Origin of the sequence: Plantibacter sp. MCCC 1A11337 (assembly GCF_013349365.1) — a bacterium.
In the GTDB taxonomy this organism is placed as follows: Bacteria; Actinomycetota; Actinomycetes; order Actinomycetales; family Microbacteriaceae; genus Plantibacter; species Plantibacter flavus_A.
In genome coordinates this window covers 134,528-150,019 of the sequence record NZ_JABJWX010000004.1, presented here as the reverse complement: position 1 = coordinate 150,019, position 15,492 = coordinate 134,528, and the positions used below count along the sequence as shown (strand labels likewise).

General features: G+C 70.2%; 14 protein-coding genes. 4 read left to right on the top strand and 10 right to left on the bottom strand.

Going from position 1 to position 15,492, the window contains the following annotated elements; all coding sequences use genetic code 11:
- Window positions 1–47: 47 nt before the first annotated feature.
- The 3 genes from HOW07_RS15385 to HOW07_RS15375 are packed head-to-tail and all read left to right on the top strand — an operon-like array spanning window position 48 to window position 3,081.
- Window positions 48–1,205: a sensor histidine kinase gene (locus tag HOW07_RS15385; protein ID WP_175117758.1), complete on the top strand. Its 1,158-nt coding sequence runs from the start codon at window positions 48–50 to the stop codon at window positions 1,203–1,205.
- Window positions 1,202–2,434 carry a hypothetical protein gene (locus tag HOW07_RS15380; protein ID WP_175117757.1) on the top strand — a complete coding sequence of 411 codons (1,233 nt, stop codon included), beginning with the start codon at window positions 1,202–1,204 and terminating at the stop codon, window positions 2,432–2,434. Before HOW07_RS15385 ends, HOW07_RS15380 begins: the two co-directional genes overlap by 4 nt.
- Window positions 2,431–3,081, top strand: a complete 651-nt coding sequence (locus HOW07_RS15375) for a response regulator transcription factor (RefSeq protein ID WP_056012577.1) — start codon at window positions 2,431–2,433, stop codon at window positions 3,079–3,081. Before HOW07_RS15380 ends, HOW07_RS15375 begins: the two co-directional genes overlap by 4 nt.
- A gap of 213 nt (window positions 3,082–3,294) precedes the next feature.
- On the opposite strand, the gene HOW07_RS15370 is transcribed toward HOW07_RS15375, so the two are convergent.
- The 7 genes from HOW07_RS15370 to HOW07_RS15340 form a co-directional block, all read right to left on the bottom strand.
- Window positions 3,295–4,596: an MFS transporter gene (locus tag HOW07_RS15370; RefSeq protein WP_175117756.1), complete on the bottom strand. Its 1,302-nt coding sequence runs from the start codon at window positions 4,594–4,596 to the stop codon at window positions 3,295–3,297.
- A 75-nt stretch (window positions 4,597–4,671) separates the two neighbouring features.
- Window positions 4,672–4,980, bottom strand: coding sequence for a thiamine-binding protein (locus tag HOW07_RS15365; protein WP_064295260.1), 309 nt, complete (start codon window positions 4,978–4,980; stop codon window positions 4,672–4,674).
- Window positions 4,981–4,982: 2 nt separating this feature from the next.
- Entirely contained in the window at window positions 4,983–6,212 is a 1,230-nt protein-coding gene (locus tag HOW07_RS15360; protein WP_254628420.1) for a glycosyltransferase 87 family protein, read from the bottom strand.
- Window positions 6,213–6,301: 89 nt separating this feature from the next.
- Window positions 6,302–7,843, bottom strand: coding sequence for an FAD-dependent oxidoreductase (locus HOW07_RS15355; protein WP_175117754.1), 1,542 nt, complete (start codon window positions 7,841–7,843; stop codon window positions 6,302–6,304).
- A 58-nt stretch (window positions 7,844–7,901) separates the two neighbouring features.
- Window positions 7,902–8,789, bottom strand: coding sequence for an FAD:protein FMN transferase (locus tag HOW07_RS15350; RefSeq protein WP_175117753.1), 888 nt, complete (start codon window positions 8,787–8,789; stop codon window positions 7,902–7,904).
- A 20-nt stretch (window positions 8,790–8,809) separates the two neighbouring features.
- Complete coding sequence (locus HOW07_RS15345) at window positions 8,810–9,337, bottom strand: FMN-binding protein (protein WP_175117752.1); 528 nt, start codon at window positions 9,335–9,337, stop codon at window positions 8,810–8,812.
- 149 nt (window positions 9,338–9,486) lie between these two features.
- The gene (locus tag HOW07_RS15340; protein WP_175117751.1) at window positions 9,487–10,350 is read right to left on the bottom strand and encodes an ADP/ATP-dependent (S)-NAD(P)H-hydrate dehydratase; all 864 of its coding nucleotides are present in this window, start codon (window positions 10,348–10,350) and stop codon (window positions 9,487–9,489) included.
- Window positions 10,351–10,490: 140 nt separating this feature from the next.
- Between HOW07_RS15340 and HOW07_RS15335 the strand changes: the two genes are divergently transcribed.
- On the top strand, window positions 10,491–11,567 hold the full coding sequence (locus tag HOW07_RS15335; protein ID WP_121291845.1) for an NADH:flavin oxidoreductase/NADH oxidase: 1,077 nt from the start codon (window positions 10,491–10,493) through the stop codon (window positions 11,565–11,567).
- A 75-nt stretch (window positions 11,568–11,642) separates the two neighbouring features.
- On the opposite strand, the gene HOW07_RS15330 is transcribed toward HOW07_RS15335, so the two are convergent.
- The 3 genes from HOW07_RS15330 to HOW07_RS15320 form a co-directional block, all read right to left on the bottom strand.
- On the bottom strand, window positions 11,643–12,692 hold the full coding sequence (locus HOW07_RS15330) for a hemolysin family protein (RefSeq protein WP_064295254.1): 1,050 nt from the start codon (window positions 12,690–12,692) through the stop codon (window positions 11,643–11,645).
- Entirely contained in the window at window positions 12,689–14,008 is a 1,320-nt protein-coding gene (locus HOW07_RS15325) for a hemolysin family protein (protein WP_175117750.1), read from the bottom strand. The genes HOW07_RS15330 and HOW07_RS15325 overlap by 4 nt, the downstream gene beginning before the upstream one ends.
- 149 nt (window positions 14,009–14,157) lie before the next feature.
- Window positions 14,158–15,471, bottom strand: coding sequence for an MFS transporter (locus tag HOW07_RS15320; protein ID WP_121291846.1), 1,314 nt, complete (start codon window positions 15,469–15,471; stop codon window positions 14,158–14,160).
- Between the last annotated feature and the right edge of the window lie 21 nt (window positions 15,472–15,492).

Below are 15,492 nucleotides of genomic sequence, written 5' to 3'. Positions count from 1 at the left end.
TGTCACCCGATAAGGTGACTCCTCAGAGGAGCGTGAGCATGGATCGGGTGGCGAGGACCCAGCGACGGCTGCTGCTGCGTACGACGCGCCTCTTCGGGCTCGCGGGCTGCGTCACGGCCGCGATGATCCTCAGCGTCCCGGGCGTCGTCTCGGGCGGTCGGTACGCCGTCCTCCTCGTCCTCGTCGCCGTCCTCGCCCTCACCCACGTGGCCGCCGAGCAGTACGACGGTCAGCGGTGGGTCCTGCTGGTGTTCCTCGTCGGTGTCGGCGTCGTCGTCGTCATCGGTCTGTCCGACGGGAACACCGGCCAGGTCGGCTCCGCGAGCGCGATCGCCGCGATCACCTCCCTCGGGATGGGTGCTGTCGCGGCCCGACTGGTGCCGATCCGTCGCACCTGGCCGCTGCTCCTGACCGCGTTCGTCGTGACGGCGGTCACCATCGTCGTCGTCACCGGGCCCACCGCGCTCACGATCCCGACCATCGGCCTGACCGCGGTCGTGTGGATCGCGATCGGCGCTTTCGGCGGGTGGCTCGACACGAGCATCCCCCGACTCATCCGTCGGGTCGACACCATCGGCAACGCCTACAACGCTGAGCGGCTCGCGAGTCAGGCCGAGTCGCAACGGCGACAGGACGCACGCCTCCTGCACGACACCGCACTCGCGACCCTCACCATGCTCGCCCACTCCGGTCGGGGCGTCGATGGCGCCGCCCTCCGCTCGCAGGCCGGGAACGATGCGCATCTGCTCCGCAGCCTCCGCCTCGGCGAGGAGCTGACCCCCGTCTCCTCCGGCTCGTACATCCTGCAGCGCGGTGTCGACTTCACCCTCGACGAAGGGATCGAGGCCGTGACGGACCGGGTCGCCGGGCTCGGCCTCACGGTCAACGTCTACGGCGGTGGACAGGCGAACCTCGACCCACGCGTGCGCGAGGCGTTCCTCCTCGCTCTCGGGGAGTGCCTGGAGAACGTCCGGCGTCACTCCGGCGTGGATTCGGCAGACGTCACGGTCTCGATCGACGAGCTGACGGCCCGACTCCTCATCACCGACACCGGCACCGGGTTCGACCCGTCGGCAGTGCCGGACGGCCATCTCGGCGTCGCGGAATCGGTCGTCGCGCGCATCCAGGAGGTCGGCGGACAGGCGCGCGTCTTCTCCGCCCCCGGGGCCGGGACGACGGTCATCCTGGAGGTCCCGCAAGCATGAGTGTCGACGCCCTTGAGGAGGCCACCGGACCGACCCGGCGCTACCGTCATCGTCGCGCCATCGACCGGCAGCGTTCGTCACTCGGAACGACACAGCTGGGGATCGGTCTCTCGGTGTCCGGCGTCATCCTCGTCGTCTACGCCGCGATCCGCTTCGTCAGCTCGGTCCACCACTACCCGCGACCACTGCTCAGCGTCGTCGCCTGGCTGCTGCTCACCGCGGCGATCGTGTCGACCTTCCTCCTCCTCCGCCGCTCCGCGTTCCACCTCTCGGATCGGCTGTTCGTCGCGCTGCTGATCCAGCTGGTGGTGGTCGCCGCGCTCGACCTGGCGAGCGTCTGGAGTCGCGACGCCGTGGGCGTCTATCCGACGGCGGCCGCGGCGGTCGGCGGCGTCCTGCTCGCGGTCGTGACCCTCCGCCCGGTGCGCGACGTCGCCGCCGCGACCGTGATGCTCGGGCTGATGCTCGTGGGCTCGATCCTCACCGTCACGCGGACCCAGACCGCGACCCTCGGTGCGGAGCTGCTCTTCGCCGCGGTCGCCGTCGTCCCACCGCTCATCGCCTGCGCGATCGTCTCCCAGTACCGCCGGATCGTCCGCCTCGAACTCGACCGGGTCATGGTCGCCTCCACCGTCGCGAGCGTCCGGGACGCACTCGGGTTCTTCGACTCGGAGGAACTCGTGACCCTCGACCTCGAAGCGGAGGAGCTGTTCGTCGGTGTCGCCGACGGCTCGGTCGACCTCCCGCTCAGCCCCGAGCTCGCGGCGCGCGCCTCCCGCCTTGCGACCGAGCTCCGGCGCCACCTCATGTCCGAGGGCAAGGAGTCCTGGCTCGAGCACGCGTTCCAGGAGTCATCCGTGTTGTCGGACAGCGCGACCCTGCGCGACCCCGAGCGACTTGCGACGTATCTCGCAACGGATCAGCGGGATGGACTGCTCTCTGCAGTATGGTTGCTCCTCGGGGAAGCAGATGCGCAGAGTGCCAGAGCTGTGCTGACGCTCGGACCGGTCGACCGCTCCGAACGACCGGGCCGATCAGGTGCGCTCGTCATCCCGATCGTCCTCGAAGCGGTCGGAGTGCAACGCGCCAAGGTGGATCCCGCGGTGTGGGAAGCGCTCGGACGAGTGGGCAGCTCTACGGACACGTACCAGAAATCCCGGATCAGGATCGAGATCGACAGCACCGTCGACAATCCTGCTGCGGGCCAGCGGAAAGGGGAACGTCAATGACGTCACAGGAGTCTCGCATCAGGGTCGGCATCGTCGATGACCACCGGATGCTGCTCGGTGCGCTCACCGAGTGGATCAGGAGCGTCGCCGACGACATCGAACTCGTCGTCGTGACCCCGTCCTGGCCGGAGCTGCTGACGCACCCCGCCTTCCCCGTCGACGTCCTGCTGCTCGACGTCGACCTCAAGGACAACGTCCCGGTCGCCGTGAAGCTCGCGACGCTGAAGACCACGGGCGTCACGACCGTCCTCATGAGCACCTACAGCGACCCGGCAGTGGTCCGTGAAGCCCTGGCCGCGGGCGCTCTGGGCTACCTCGCGAAGAGCGAGGACGCCGAGACCATCGTGCACGCCCTGCGTGCGGCGTCACGCGGCGAGTCCTACATCTCCCCCGAGCTCGACCTCGCCCTCGCGAGCGGAGCCTCCGGGACCGGCCCCCGCCTCAGCGCGCAGGAGCGTCGTGTCATGGCGCTGTACGCCGCCGGTGAGCCCGTGAAGATGGTCGCCGAGAGCCTCGGCATCTCCGACGAGACTGCGAAGAGCTACCTCAAGCGCATCCGCGAGAAGTACCGCAACGCCGGCATCGACGTCGGTACCAAGGTCGCCCTGCGCAAGCGGGCGATCCTCGACGGCATCATCGTCGACTAGCAGCGCGGTGCGCTGACGCGAGCGCGCGGGTGTCGGCGTCAGCGCGGTGCGCTGACGCGAGACCGCACGGTGCGGCGTGAGCGCTACTCGGATACGTGAGCGCGGGTCTCCGGAGACCCGCGCTCACGCGTATGGGTCGCGCTCGCGTCAGCGCACCGCGCTGGCACCATGCCCTACCGCACCCCACAGGCCGGGATGGGCGACGGGTATCGGTCAGACGGGGATCGGAGCCGTCGGCGGGTTGCGGTCCGCGATCCGGCGTTCCTCGGCGTCGTTCGCCCGCAGGAGTTCGCGCCGGAGCTGCCGACGTTCGACCGTGAAGCTCGTGATGACGATCCCGAGGCCGATCACGGTCAGCACCACACCGGTCCAGACCGGGGCGAGGTAACCGAGGCCACCGGCGATGACCACACCGCCGAGGAAGGCCCCGAGCGCGTTGCCGATGTTGAGCGCCGAGTGGTTGAGCGCTGCAGCAAGGGACTGGCTGTCGCCGGCGACGTCCATGAGCCTCGTCTGGATGGCCGGGCCGAGGCCCTGAGACGCGAAGCCGACGGCGAAGACGAACAGGAACATCGTCGGAGTCCACGTCGCGGTGAGCGCCAGGGCCGTCAGGACCACGATCATGAGCGCGAAGAACACGATGAGGGCCCGCCTCACCCCGCGGTCCGCGAGGTGCCCGCCGACCAGGTTGCCGATCGTCATGCCGACCCCCATGGTCGCGAGCGCCCATGGGACGAGGGTCGCCGACTCCCCCGCGACCTCGGTCACGAGGGGCGCGAGATAGCTGTACACGGCGAAGAGCCCGCCGAACCCGATCGACCCGAACCCGAGCACGAACCACACCTGGCCGCGCCGGAAGACGCGGAGTTCGCGACGCATCGTCTGCTGCGGGTTGCCTGCCTGCACCGGCACGGCGAACCAGATGGTCACGGTCGCGAGCGCGAAGATGCCGGTGACGATGAGGTAGGCGGAGCGCCATCCGAACTCCTGGCCCACCCAGGTCGCGAACGGCACGCCCACGACGTTGGCGATCGTCAGCCCGGTCATGACGAGCGCGACGCCCTTGCCGCGCTTCCCCGGCCCCATGAGACTCGCGGCGACGAGGGCGGCCATGCCGAAGTAGGCGCCGTGCGGCAGCGCCGCGACGAACCGGGCGAGGAGGACGAGGCCGAAGCTCGGCAGGACCGCCGACGCGAGCGTGCCGACGGTGAACGCGACGCCCAACCAGAGCAGGACGGTCTTGCGCCGGTACCGCGCGACGAGCGCGGCGATCGTCGGCGCACCGACGACGACGCCGAGCGCGTACGCCGTAATCAACCAGGCGGCCTGCGCGTTCGCCTGTTCCTGGCTGCGAGCGGCCAGCTCGGGCAGGAGGTCGGTCGCGATGTTCGGCAGCAGACCCATCGCCACGAACTCGGTCGTACCGATGCCGAAGGCCCCGACGGCGAGCGCGAGGATGGCAAGACGAACACGGGTCGGCGACAGCTGCGTCGACCCGTCCAGGATGGTGGGCATGGATCGAGTGTACGGGAATCCTCGAATCGATTCGAGTCCCGACGGACGAAACCGGACGACCGCTGCCCGATGGGCTCAGCCGTCGTTCTCGAGCGCGGCGTCGAGCCGGTCGAGCTTGGCGGTCAGCTCACCCGTGTAGCCGGGGCGGATGTCGGCCTTCAGCACGAGCGAGACCCGGCTGCCGTAGGCGCCGACCGCCTCGGTGGCGTCCTTGATGACCGCGAACACCTCGTCCCACTCCCCCTCGATGGTCGTGAACATGGAGTCGGTCCGATTCGGCAAGCCGGACTCGCGGACGATCCGCACGGCCGCGGCGACCGCGTCGTGGACGGAACCGTCCGAGTTGCCGGTGCCGCTGGGGGCGACGGAGAAGGCGACGAGCATGGTCACTCCTTGTGGGTTCGAGCGGGGACGGGGATGGAGACCGAGGAGACGTCCTCGTCGTGGTGGTGCGGCGAGAACAACGCGTGGACGGCCCAACCGGCGAGGACCAGGTAGGCGAGGTTGCGGACCGTCAGCACCGTCACGAGGACCGGGTCGACGTTGAGCAACCACAGGTACAGATAGGGGTAGACGAGCTGCGTGAGCGCGGCGATCATCAGCGCGAGCACGGCCGGCGCGAGGAAGCGCCGACGCTGCAGGACGATCCCGAGGATCACCGGTGCCGCCAACCACATCGCGAACTGCGGCGACCCGACCTTGTTGAAAATGATGAGCGTGAGGACGAAGAGGAGCGACAACGGCGCGAGCACCTGCACGAGCGGGCGTCCGGATCGCACCGCGAGCACCCCGAGGAGCACGGCGCCGGCGACGGCGAGGCCGAGGAGCGGCGTCATGACGGCGATCGCCGTGTCGACACCCGGGCCCGTCACCTGGAAGGTCAGGATGTCGCGGTCGTAGTAGACGAAGCTCTGCGGGACACCCAGGACGGCGAGCCACAGGTAGGCGTTGCCGATGGGCGACTCGATCTGGAGACCGCGTCCGGTCTGCTCCGTCACGAAGCTGACCGCGTTCGCGCCGCCGAGCACGAGGCCGACCCCGAGGACCACGACCGACGTCGCCGCCGCCGCGATCAGCACCTGGCCGCGGTGGCGGTGCGCCAGGACGATCGCGCCGATCAGGGCCGCCGGCCAGATCTTCATCCAGGCGGCGAGCGTCAGGAGGACGGCGGCGACCCGCGGGCGGCCGGCGACCCAGAGGAGCCCGACGATCGCGATGGGGACGGTCACGGAGTCGATCCGGGCGAGCGCGATCGGTCCGAGCAGGAGGAGGAACGCGAGCCACCACCACGCCGCGATCAACCGTGGGCGTGAGTGGCCGTTGCCGAGGAGGACCGCGAACGCCCCGGCGTTCATCCCGGTCACCAGCAGGAGCCAGCCGACGCCGTACCAGGCACTGCCGAGCAGCAGGGGGATCAGCATCGGCACGATCGCGAGGATCGGATAGACCCAGGGCTCGTCGATGGCGGGGATCGGGCCGCCGGATGTCGCCTGTTCGACCCACGGCCGGTACACGAGGACGACGTCGCCGAGCGGGAGACCCTCCGCCACGAGGCACAGCCACCCGACGAGGAGGTGCACGAGGCCGAACCCGCACCAGAGGAGCCAACGCCGCATCACGTGGACCATCCTAGGCTCGCGCCGCCCGTGGAACCCGTCCGCCACTCGCTCGACGCCCGAGCGGGTCGGGTCCGCGAGCCCGCTGATCAGTACCCGCTGAAGGCGTCGGTGCGGACGTGTCCGACGCCGATCCCGCGCAGGGCGGGCTTCAGGGCCTCGATCATCGCGGGTGGCCCGGAGATGAAGACCTCACGCTCGGCCAGATCCGGGACGGCCTCGGCGAGGCGTTCGTGGTCGAGGCGCCCGGGTCCGAGGCCGCGCCAGCCGTCCGGCAGCCGGACGTCGTCCGTCGGTCCCACGACGAGCACCGGTGTCCCCCAGGTCTCGAGCTCGGCCGCGTAGGCGAGCTCCTGCGCGTCGGACACGACGTAGACGAGGACGACGTCACGCTCGTCGGCGCGGAGGTGCAGGCGGGACAGCTGACTGGCGAACGGGGTGATCCCGATGCCGGCGGCGATGAGCAGGATCGGCTTGCTCGCGTCCTTCGGCAGAACGAAGTCGCCCCACACGCCGGTCGCCGAGAGGCTCGCGCCGACCGGCAGCGCACTCAGCGCCCGTTTGAAGCTACTGGCCCGCTCGGGCACACGCATCGCCACGCGGATCGTGCGGTCGTCCTCGGGTGGCGAGGAGATGCTGAAGACACGCCTCGAGCCGCGGACGTCGGCTCCGCGGTGCGGCAACGACAGCTCGAGGTACTGGCCGGCCGCGAACGGGATCGACCGCTTCGAGCTGAACCGGTACTCGACCGCCGTCGGGGTGAGGGCTCGGGTGCCTTCGAGCGTCAGACGCATCCCCCGACGTCGGGCGACGGCGAACGCGAGCACGTTGCCCACGATGAGCGCGAGCTCGGGGGTCGACGCCACCTGGCCGAGCATGAACGGGATGGAGAACAACACCGCGACGATCGCCGCCTCGGCGAGCTGCTGCCAGCGCCGCGGTGGAAGCGTGAGCGGCTCGGTGAGCATGAACGCTGCGAGGAAGAGGATCGGGTACGACGTGAGCGGAGCCAGCAGTGCCGGTCCCAGCTCTTGACCACCGGTGACGAGCCGGACGGTGACGAGCGCCCAGGAGAGCACGATGAAGACGAGTGCCATGGTGAGTCGCTTCGTCCGGATGAGGACGAGGCCGCCGAGGATCACGACACCGGGCAGCAGCCACGGGTTGGCGACCCACCAGACCGACGGTGACACGCCCGGGAGGGTGACGTAGCTCGCCAATACGCTCATCACCAGTGCGGCGATGGCCGACGGATTGAGGACGTGTCGACCCCGGATCGCGAGCAGGTACTTCGACGCCGAGGCGGCCGTGGCGGCGAGGGCGATCCAGGCCAGCGCGGTGGGCTCGCTCGTCGGCCACAGGATGAAGAACAGCAGGAGGGAGGTGATGACGGACGACTCGCTGTGCGGCTGCACCTGGAACAGCGCACCGAACAGGCGGTTCGTCAGGTAGCCGACGAGGAGCAGCGTCACCAGGGTGGCGAGGAGCTCGAGCGGCTTGTAGAACACCTGCCCGAACAGCGACAGCACGAAGGCGTAGATCGCGAGGGTGCCGAGTGACAGCGTCACGAGGCGGTACATGGTGACCCGCCCGAGGACGGTGCCGAAGAAGGAGCCGGTGCGGCCGTTCATGTGCGGTCTGCTTTCTGGGAGAAGGTGCCGTCCGGGCTCAGGCCCTGTGGCGCGTGACTCAGGTGAAGAGTTCGCCGGGGAACCCGACGGACCGGTCGGCGAGACCGGTCGTGAACATACGGACGCTTTCGAAGATGAACGCCTCCGCCAGGGTCTCGTGATCGGTGAAGAACAGCGCGGTGGCCAGTCCGTCGGCCACCATCGCCTCCCGGGCGGTGACCCAGGTCGCCGCGACGGTCCTCGTCGGTTCGCCGGTCCGGCCGTCGATGACGTGGTGGAGCCCGTCGCCCCAGGCACGACGATTGGTCGCGGAGGCGCACAGGGCTCCGTCGTCGATCGTCGCGACCCCGATGGCCTTGCTGGGATCGTATGGATGCTCGAGCGCGATGCGGAGTGGGTCCGACGTGCGGGACCCGTGCTCGTGACGCAGGTCGCCCGAGGCGTCGACCGTGAAGGACTCGTGGCCGTGGCTGCGGAGGAGGTCCGCGACGAGGTCGACGAGCCGCCCCTTGCCGGCCGCACCGATGTCGATCACGAGCGGACGGCTCGTCTCGAGCACCTCGCCGTCCCACCGGGCCACGTCGTCCCAGTGCGGGGCGGCCACCGCCGGGCCCTGGGGGACGAGCGAGTAGGAGGCGTCGTAGCCGAGCCGTTCGAGCGAGGTGCCGATGAACGGCGTCACGGCTCCGGCGGTGGCATCGTGCAGACGCCGGTACGTGTCGAGCAGTGCGACCGCGTCCTCGCGCGCGTCGTCGGGGAAGGCGGTCGAGACCGCGCCGGCGGCGAACCGCGCGATGAACGCGTCGTCCCGGAACCTCGACCAGGTCCGGTCGAACCGGTCGATGCACGCGGCGACGGCCTCGGCGGTCTCGGGCTCGAGCGGGAGAGCCGTGTCGAGCTCCCATCCGGTGCCGATCGCCTCGAAGCGCAGTGTCGTCTCGCTCATCGTCGGTCCGGCCCTGCGGCTCAGCCCTTCGCTTCGGTCTTGATCGTGTCGATGGCCGCGTTGAAGCCGCCGCTCGTGAGCGAGGAACCGGCGACCTTGGAGACCTTGAGGCTGTCGATGTCCTTGCCGACCACCTCGGCGGCGATCCCGGAGATGAACTCCGCCTGGTAGCGCTTGCTGTTCGCGCTCTCGGCGTGCGAGACGACGTCGACCGCCGTGACCGTGTCCGCGGCGAGGGTGACGGTCACCGTGATCGACTCGGTGCCGTTCGGCGACTGGTAGCTGCCGTCCGCGGTGTAGGAGCCGTCCTGGTAGTCGGTGGCGCTCGAGCCCGCCGCGGCGTCGGTGGAGGTGGTCGCCTCCGGCGCCGCCGTGCTCTTCGTCTCGGGCGACGTGGTCGTGGTCGAACTGCCGGCGTCGGCCGCCGAGCAACCGGCCAGGCTGCCGACGAGGGTGAGGCCGGTCAGGGCCGCGAACGTCGTCTTCTTCGCCGCCACGGACAGCCGTGGCGTGCGGACGGGAGGCTGGGTGGTGGTGGGGTTGCGCATCGTTCAATCTCCTCGGGCGATGTGTGGGCCGCGGTGCGGCGGCCACCACGGCGAGGTCTCCGCCGCGGTGGCACCAGTGTCCTGAGCTTCCCTATGGGCGAGCTATGAGCGTTCTGGGAGTTGTCCTTCGTCCACCGATGAACGCTCGTTCAGCGGAGGAGACCATCGACGACACCGCGCACCGCTTCGGCCACGTCGAGCGCGGCCAGCGGGCCGTCGGCTGCGGCGGCGTCCCCTGCGGCCGCGTGCAGGAGCACCCCGCTCGCGGCGACGCTCGCCAGGCAGCCGGGGTCGGCGAGCACCCGCTCGGCGTTCGTGGCGACGAGCGCCCCGATGATCCCGGCCAGGGCGTCGCCGGTGCCGGCGGTCGCGAGCCAGGGCGATCCACCGGAGACCGTGATGGCGTCGCCGTCCGGCGCGACCACGTGGGTCGTGCCGCCCTTCAGCACCACGATGATGCCGAGGCGGGCGGCGACGTCGGCCGCGTACGACACGGGGTCGGCACGGATGTCCCCGACCTCGGCCGGGCTCCCCAGGCCGCTCAACATGGTCGCCAGTTCACCGACGTGGGGGGTGGCCACGATGCGCCACGACTCGTCGACACCGAACGCCCGCTGGTGGGCACCCGCGGCGACGCGACGGAGCGACCCGGCATCGGCGACGACCGGCTCGCCCCCGTGCAGGGCTGTGTCGAGCAGGGAGCTCTCCTCGCGGGTCAGCTTGCCGGGGTCCATACCGGAGCCGATGAGCCACGCCTGCACGCGCCCCTCCGCCGTCACGATCTCGGGGCGGCGCTGCAGGACGAGGTTCGCCGGTCGGTCCGCTCCGAGGTAGCGGACCATGCCGACGCCGGTGCGGATCGCCGCCTCGACACCGATCACGGCGGCACCCGGGTAGCGGTCGGACCCGGTCACGACACCGAGGACCCCCCGGGAGTACTTGTCCGATTCGGCATCGGGCACGGCGATCCAGTCGCGTGCGTCGGCAGGGGTCCAGAGTCGCGGTTCGGCCATGCCATCACCCTAGGCCAGTCGCCGCGGCGACCCGGCTCTGAGCCGTCGATCGTCGGTCATCCCGGTGTCGGGAATCCGAGCGCGCCCGGGGACGTTGAGCCGGATGGCGACGCCCGTCGCCCCGAGACCCGAGGAGTTCCGTGCCCCAGCTGTTCGATCCGATCACCATCCGCGACCTCACCGTCCCCAACCGCCTGTGGATCGCCCCGATGTGCCAGTACAGCGTCACCGCCCGGGACGGGGTCCCGACCGACTGGCACCTCATGCACCTCGGCCAGTTCGCGGCGGGCGGCTTCGGCCTCGTCATCTCCGAGGCGGCGGCGATCGGCCCCGAGGGTCGGATCACCCCCCAGGACGCAGGCATCTGGAACGACGAACAGCGCGACGCCTGGCGACGGATCACCGCGTTCATCACCGAGCAGGGCGCCGTCCCCGGCATCCAGCTCGCGCACGCCGGCCGGAAGGCCTCCACGTTCGCCCCCTGGGGCACCGACGGGCACGGCAGCGTGCCGCTCGAGGAGGGCGGCTGGTCGACCGTCGCCCCGTCGCCCGAGGCCTTCCCGGGCTACGCCGTCCCGGAGGCCCTCGACGAGGAGGGGATCGACCGCGTCGTCGACGACTTCCGGACGGCGGCCGTCCGGTCGGTCGACGCCGGCTTCCAGGTCATCGAGCTCCACGCCGCGCACGGCTATCTGCTGCACCAGTTCCTCTCCCCGCTCGTCAACCACCGCGAGGACGGCTACGGCGGCTCGCTCGAGAACCGGGCCAAGCTCCTCCTGCGCGTCGTCGAGGCCGTGCGCGGGGTCCTCCCGGCCGGTCTGCCGTTGTTCGTCCGGTTCTCGGCCACGGACTGGGTGGACGACGGATGGGACGAGCACCAGACCGCGACCGTCGCCGCCTGGTGCGCCGAGCGAGGCGCCGACTTCTTCGACATCTCCACCGGTGGAGCCGTCGGCGGCGTCCGCATCCCGCTCTCCCCCGGATACCAGGTCCCGTTCGCGGCGCACATCGGATCGACGGGTGTCGACACGAGCGCCGTCGGGCTCATCACCGACGCCCAGCAGGCCGCGGCCATCGTCGCCGACGGGCAGGCGGAGGCGGTCATGGTCGCCCGCGAGGCGCTCCGTGATCCGCACTTCGCGTTGCGCGCCGCGACCGAGCTCGGCGTGGAGGTCGCCTGGCCGGGCCAGTACGAGCGGGCCAAGCCGCGCGCCTGAGCGCTACCCCGACACGACGACGGCCCGCACGCGAACGCGTACGGGCCGTCGTCGTGTCGGGGCTCCGGCGTCCGATCAGCGACGCCGGGTGGCGTCCTGGACCTCGCCGACGAGCTCCTCGATGATGTCCTCGAGGAAGAGGACCCCGGTGGTGGCGCCCGCTTCGTCGAACACCCGGGCGACGTGTGCTCCCGAGCGGCGCATCGTGGTCAGTGCGTCTTCGACGTCCGAATCCTCGAACACCGACACGAGCTGCCTGATGTGCTTCGCGGGCACCGGCCGCTCCTCGTCGCCACTGCCGTCGAGGTCGTCGTACCGCAGCACGTCCTTCAGGTGCAGGTAGCCGATCGGCACCGACTCGTCGTCGACGATCACGTACCGCGAGTAGCCGTACTTGGCGACGGCGCGCTCGACGTCCGAGGGGGTGGCCTCCTCCGTCAGCGTGATGAGGCTCCCGAGCGGCAGGGCCACGTCGTGGACCTTCTTCTCGGTGAACTCGAACGCCGCCACGAGCGCACCCGTCGAGTCGGTGAGCACACCCTCGCGGGTGGACTGGTCCACGATGGTCGCCACCTCGTCCAGCGTGAACGCACTCGCGGCCTCGTTCTTCGGCTCCACCCGGAACAGGCGGAGGACGGCGTTCGCGGTCGCGTTGAGGGACACGATGATCGGGCGGAAGACGCGCGCCACGAAGACGAGCGGCGGCGCGAGCAGCAGGACCGCGCGATCCGGGATCGAGAAGGAGAGGTTCTTCGGGACCATCTCACCGAAGACCACGTGCAGGTAGGAGACGAGCAGCAGCGCGATGATGAACGCCACCGTGCCGATGGTCTCCTCGGGCCAGCCGGTGAGCGCCAACGGCACCTCCAGCAGGTGGTGGATCGCCGGTTCGGAGACGTTCAGGATGAGCAGCGAGCAGACGGTGATGCCCAACTGACTCGTCGCCAACATGAGCGTGGCGTGTTCCATGGCCCACAGCGCGGTCTTGGCGCTCCGGCTCCCCTGCTCGGCGAGGGGTTCGATCTGCGACCGACGCGCGGAGATGACCGCGAACTCGGCACCGACGAAGAAGGCGTTCGCGAGCAACAGCACCACGAGCCAGGCGATTCCTGCCCAGTCGCTCATACGTCACCACCGTCCTCCGACACGACCGGCCTCGGGGTGAATCGGATCCGATCGATCCGTCGGCCGTCGAGTCGCTCGACGCGGAGCGTGCCGTCCTCGAGCTCGAGCTCGTCGCCCGAGACCGCGAGTCGCCCGAGTTCGCTCATGACGTAGCCCGCGACCGTCTCGTACGGGCCGTCCTCGGGGACGCGCACGCCGGCGCGTTCGAGGAGTTCGTCGGGACGAAGGCTGCCTGGGAAGGTCGTGGAGTCGCGTCCGCGGACCACCCCGGCACGCGAACGGTCGTGCTCGTCGGCGACCTCGCCCACGAGTTCCTCGACGAGGTCCTCGAGGGTGGTCACGCCGGCGGTGCCGCCGTACTCGTCGACCACGACGGCCATCTGGTAGCCTCGTCCGCGCAGCTGCGAGAGCAGCACGTCCAGCTTCATCGTCTCCGGGACGCGCAGCGCCGGTGACTGCAGGGCCGAGACGGGCACCTCGCCGCGGCGGTCGCGCGGGACCGCGATGGCCTGCTTCACGTGCACCACACCGGTGATGTCGTCGACGTCGGCATCGGTGACGGGGAAGCGCGAGTGGCCGGTCGACCTCGCGAGGGCGAGCACCGCCTGGGCGGGTTCGCCGCGCTGGATCGACGCGATGCGCGGCCTGGGCGTCATGACGTCCGACGCGTCGTGGCTCGAGAAGCGAAGGGTGCGGTTGAGCAGGGTAGCGGTGTCGGCCTCGAGTGTGCCCTCGAGCGCCGATCGACGCACGAGGGAGGACAGCTCCTCGGCCGTCCGTGCTCCCGACAGCTCCTCCTTGGGCTCGATGCCCATCGACCGAAGCAGGCCGTTGGCGCTGCCGTTGAGGACCACGATGGCGGGCTTGAACACCCAGGTGAAGGCCGTCTGGAACGGGACGACGAACTTGGCCGTCTGTCGGGGCAACGCGAGCGCGAAGTTCTTCGGGACGAGCTCGCCGATGATCATGCTGAGCAGCGTGGCGAGGGTGATCGCGACGATCGTCGCCACGACGGCGACGACGCCCTCGGGGATCCCGATGGCGCCGAGCGGACCGGCGAGCATCGACGACAGCGCCGGCTCCATGGTGTAACCGGTGAGGAGGGTGGTCAGGGTGATCCCGAGCTGCGCGCTCGACAGGTGCGTCGACGTGATCTTGAGCGCTGCGATCGTCATCGTCAGGCGAATCTCACCACGGTCGCGGCGGGCCTCGAGATCGGCGCGGTCGAGGTTCACGAGCGCGAACTCGGAGGCGACGAAGAAGCCCGTGCCGATGGTCAGTACGAGGCCGACGCCGAGCATGATCCACTCAGACATGACGATCCCGTCCGTGCTGAGCGGTCGATGCCGGAGTGGGGGATCCGTCGCCCTGATGGGCGGTCGTCTCCCGTGATCGGGTCAGCACGGGGCTGGGATGGTGGCCGGGGGATCTGTCTGAAGGAGGGTCGTCCATTGTGCGGACGAGTCTATCGGACATCCGCGTCTGTGGACCCCGGATTTCCGGGGTTCTTCTCAGCCTCCGTCTGCCGCTGGCGATCCTCGGCCGCGCGACGCTTCCGACGCCGCAGGAGGAGGAACCGTGCTCCGATGCACGCCGCGGCGAGCGCCGGGACCCCACCCGAGACGATCATGCCCACGTGTGGCCCGGCGACCTCGACGAGCCAGCCCATGAGCGGACCGCCGATCGACTGCCCGCCGAGCAGCACGAGGATGTACAGCGACATCACCCGTCCGCGGATCGCCACGTTGGACGAGAGCTGGACGAGCGAGTTCGCCGCCGTGATGAAGAGGAGGTTCGCGACCCCGCCCGCGACGAGCAGGAGGGCGAAGGGCAGGAGCACGGGCATCGCGCCGGCGGCCGCCTGCAGGACGCCGACCGCCGCCGCCGCGACGATCACGATGCGCAGGTCCACACCCCCACGCCTCGTCGACGCGAGCGCCCCGGTCAGCGCTCCGACGGCGACGAGGGCGTTGAGGAACCCGTAGCCGCTCGCGCCGATGTCGAAGACGTCCGAGGCGTAGGCGGCGAGCAGGACCGGCAGGTTGAAGGCGAACACCGACATGAACGCGACCATGATGACCGTCCACCGGATGGCCGGTTTCCGCATGGCGTAGCCGAGCCCCTCCTTGAGCTGGCCCTTCGCCTTCGCGACGACCGGGGTCGGAACGAGTTCCGAGACGCGCATGAGCGCCAGGGTGAGCACGACGCCGGAACAGGCGAGGGCGTTGATCGCGAAGGACCACCCGGAACCGACGGCGGTGATGAGGACACCGCCGACGGCCGGACCGACGAGCTGCCCGAGCTGGAAGACGGCGGAGTTGAGGCTGATGGCGTTCCGCAGTCTCGCCGGGCCCACGAGCTCGTTCACGAACACCTGTCGCGCCGGGTTGTCGACGACCGTGACGAGCCCGAGCATGAAGGCGATGACGTAGATGTGCCACACCTCGACCGCGCCGCTGAGCGTCAGGATCGACAGCGCGACCGCGAGGACGGCGGCGAGCGACTGCGTGATCATGAGCAGCACGCGCTTCGAGTAGCGGTCCGCGATCACGCCGCCGAGCAGTCCGAACAGCAGCATGGGCGCGAACTGCATCGCGACCGTGATCCCGACGGCGGCGACGCTGCCGGAGAGTTCGAGGACGAGCCAGTCCTGCGCGATGCGCTGCATTCCGATCGCGGTCGTCGCGACGATGTGTCCGATCGTGAAGAGCCGGAAGTTCGGGACGCGGAGCGAGGAGAAGGTGTCCCGCCAGGCGGGACGCTCCCCCACGATCGGCATGGGGGCGGTGGGCGGCGGCGG

Bases quoted from the DNA above. Each gene is read 5' to 3' on its own strand.
- HOW07_RS15345 (WP_175117752.1), bottom strand. From the start codon at position 9,337: ATGCGCAACCCCACCACCACCCAGCCTCCCGTCCGCACGCCACGGCTG.
- HOW07_RS15325 (WP_175117750.1), bottom strand. From the start codon at position 14,008: ATGTCTGAGTGGATCATGCTCGGCGTCGGCCTCGTACTGACCATCGGC.
- HOW07_RS15350 (WP_175117753.1), bottom strand. From the start codon at position 8,789: ATGAGCGAGACGACACTGCGCTTCGAGGCGATCGGCACCGGATGGGAG.
- HOW07_RS15370 (WP_175117756.1), bottom strand. From the start codon at position 4,596: ATGCCCACCATCCTGGACGGGTCGACGCAGCTGTCGCCGACCCGTGTT.
- HOW07_RS15375 (WP_056012577.1), top strand. From the start codon at position 2,431: ATGACGTCACAGGAGTCTCGCATCAGGGTCGGCATCGTCGATGACCAC.
- HOW07_RS15365 (WP_064295260.1), bottom strand. From the start codon at position 4,980: ATGCTCGTCGCCTTCTCCGTCGCCCCCAGCGGCACCGGCAACTCGGAC.
- HOW07_RS15355 (WP_175117754.1), bottom strand. From the start codon at position 7,843: ATGAACGGCCGCACCGGCTCCTTCTTCGGCACCGTCCTCGGGCGGGTC.
- HOW07_RS15340 (WP_175117751.1), bottom strand. From the start codon at position 10,350: ATGGCCGAACCGCGACTCTGGACCCCTGCCGACGCACGCGACTGGATC.
- HOW07_RS15330 (WP_064295254.1), bottom strand. From the start codon at position 12,692: ATGAGCGACTGGGCAGGAATCGCCTGGCTCGTGGTGCTGTTGCTCGCG.
- HOW07_RS15320 (WP_121291846.1), bottom strand. From the start codon at position 15,471: ATGCCGATCGTGGGGGAGCGTCCCGCCTGGCGGGACACCTTCTCCTCG.
- HOW07_RS15360 (WP_254628420.1), bottom strand. From the start codon at position 6,212: ATGCGGCGTTGGCTCCTCTGGTGCGGGTTCGGCCTCGTGCACCTCCTC.
- HOW07_RS15380 (WP_175117757.1), top strand. From the start codon at position 1,202: ATGAGTGTCGACGCCCTTGAGGAGGCCACCGGACCGACCCGGCGCTAC.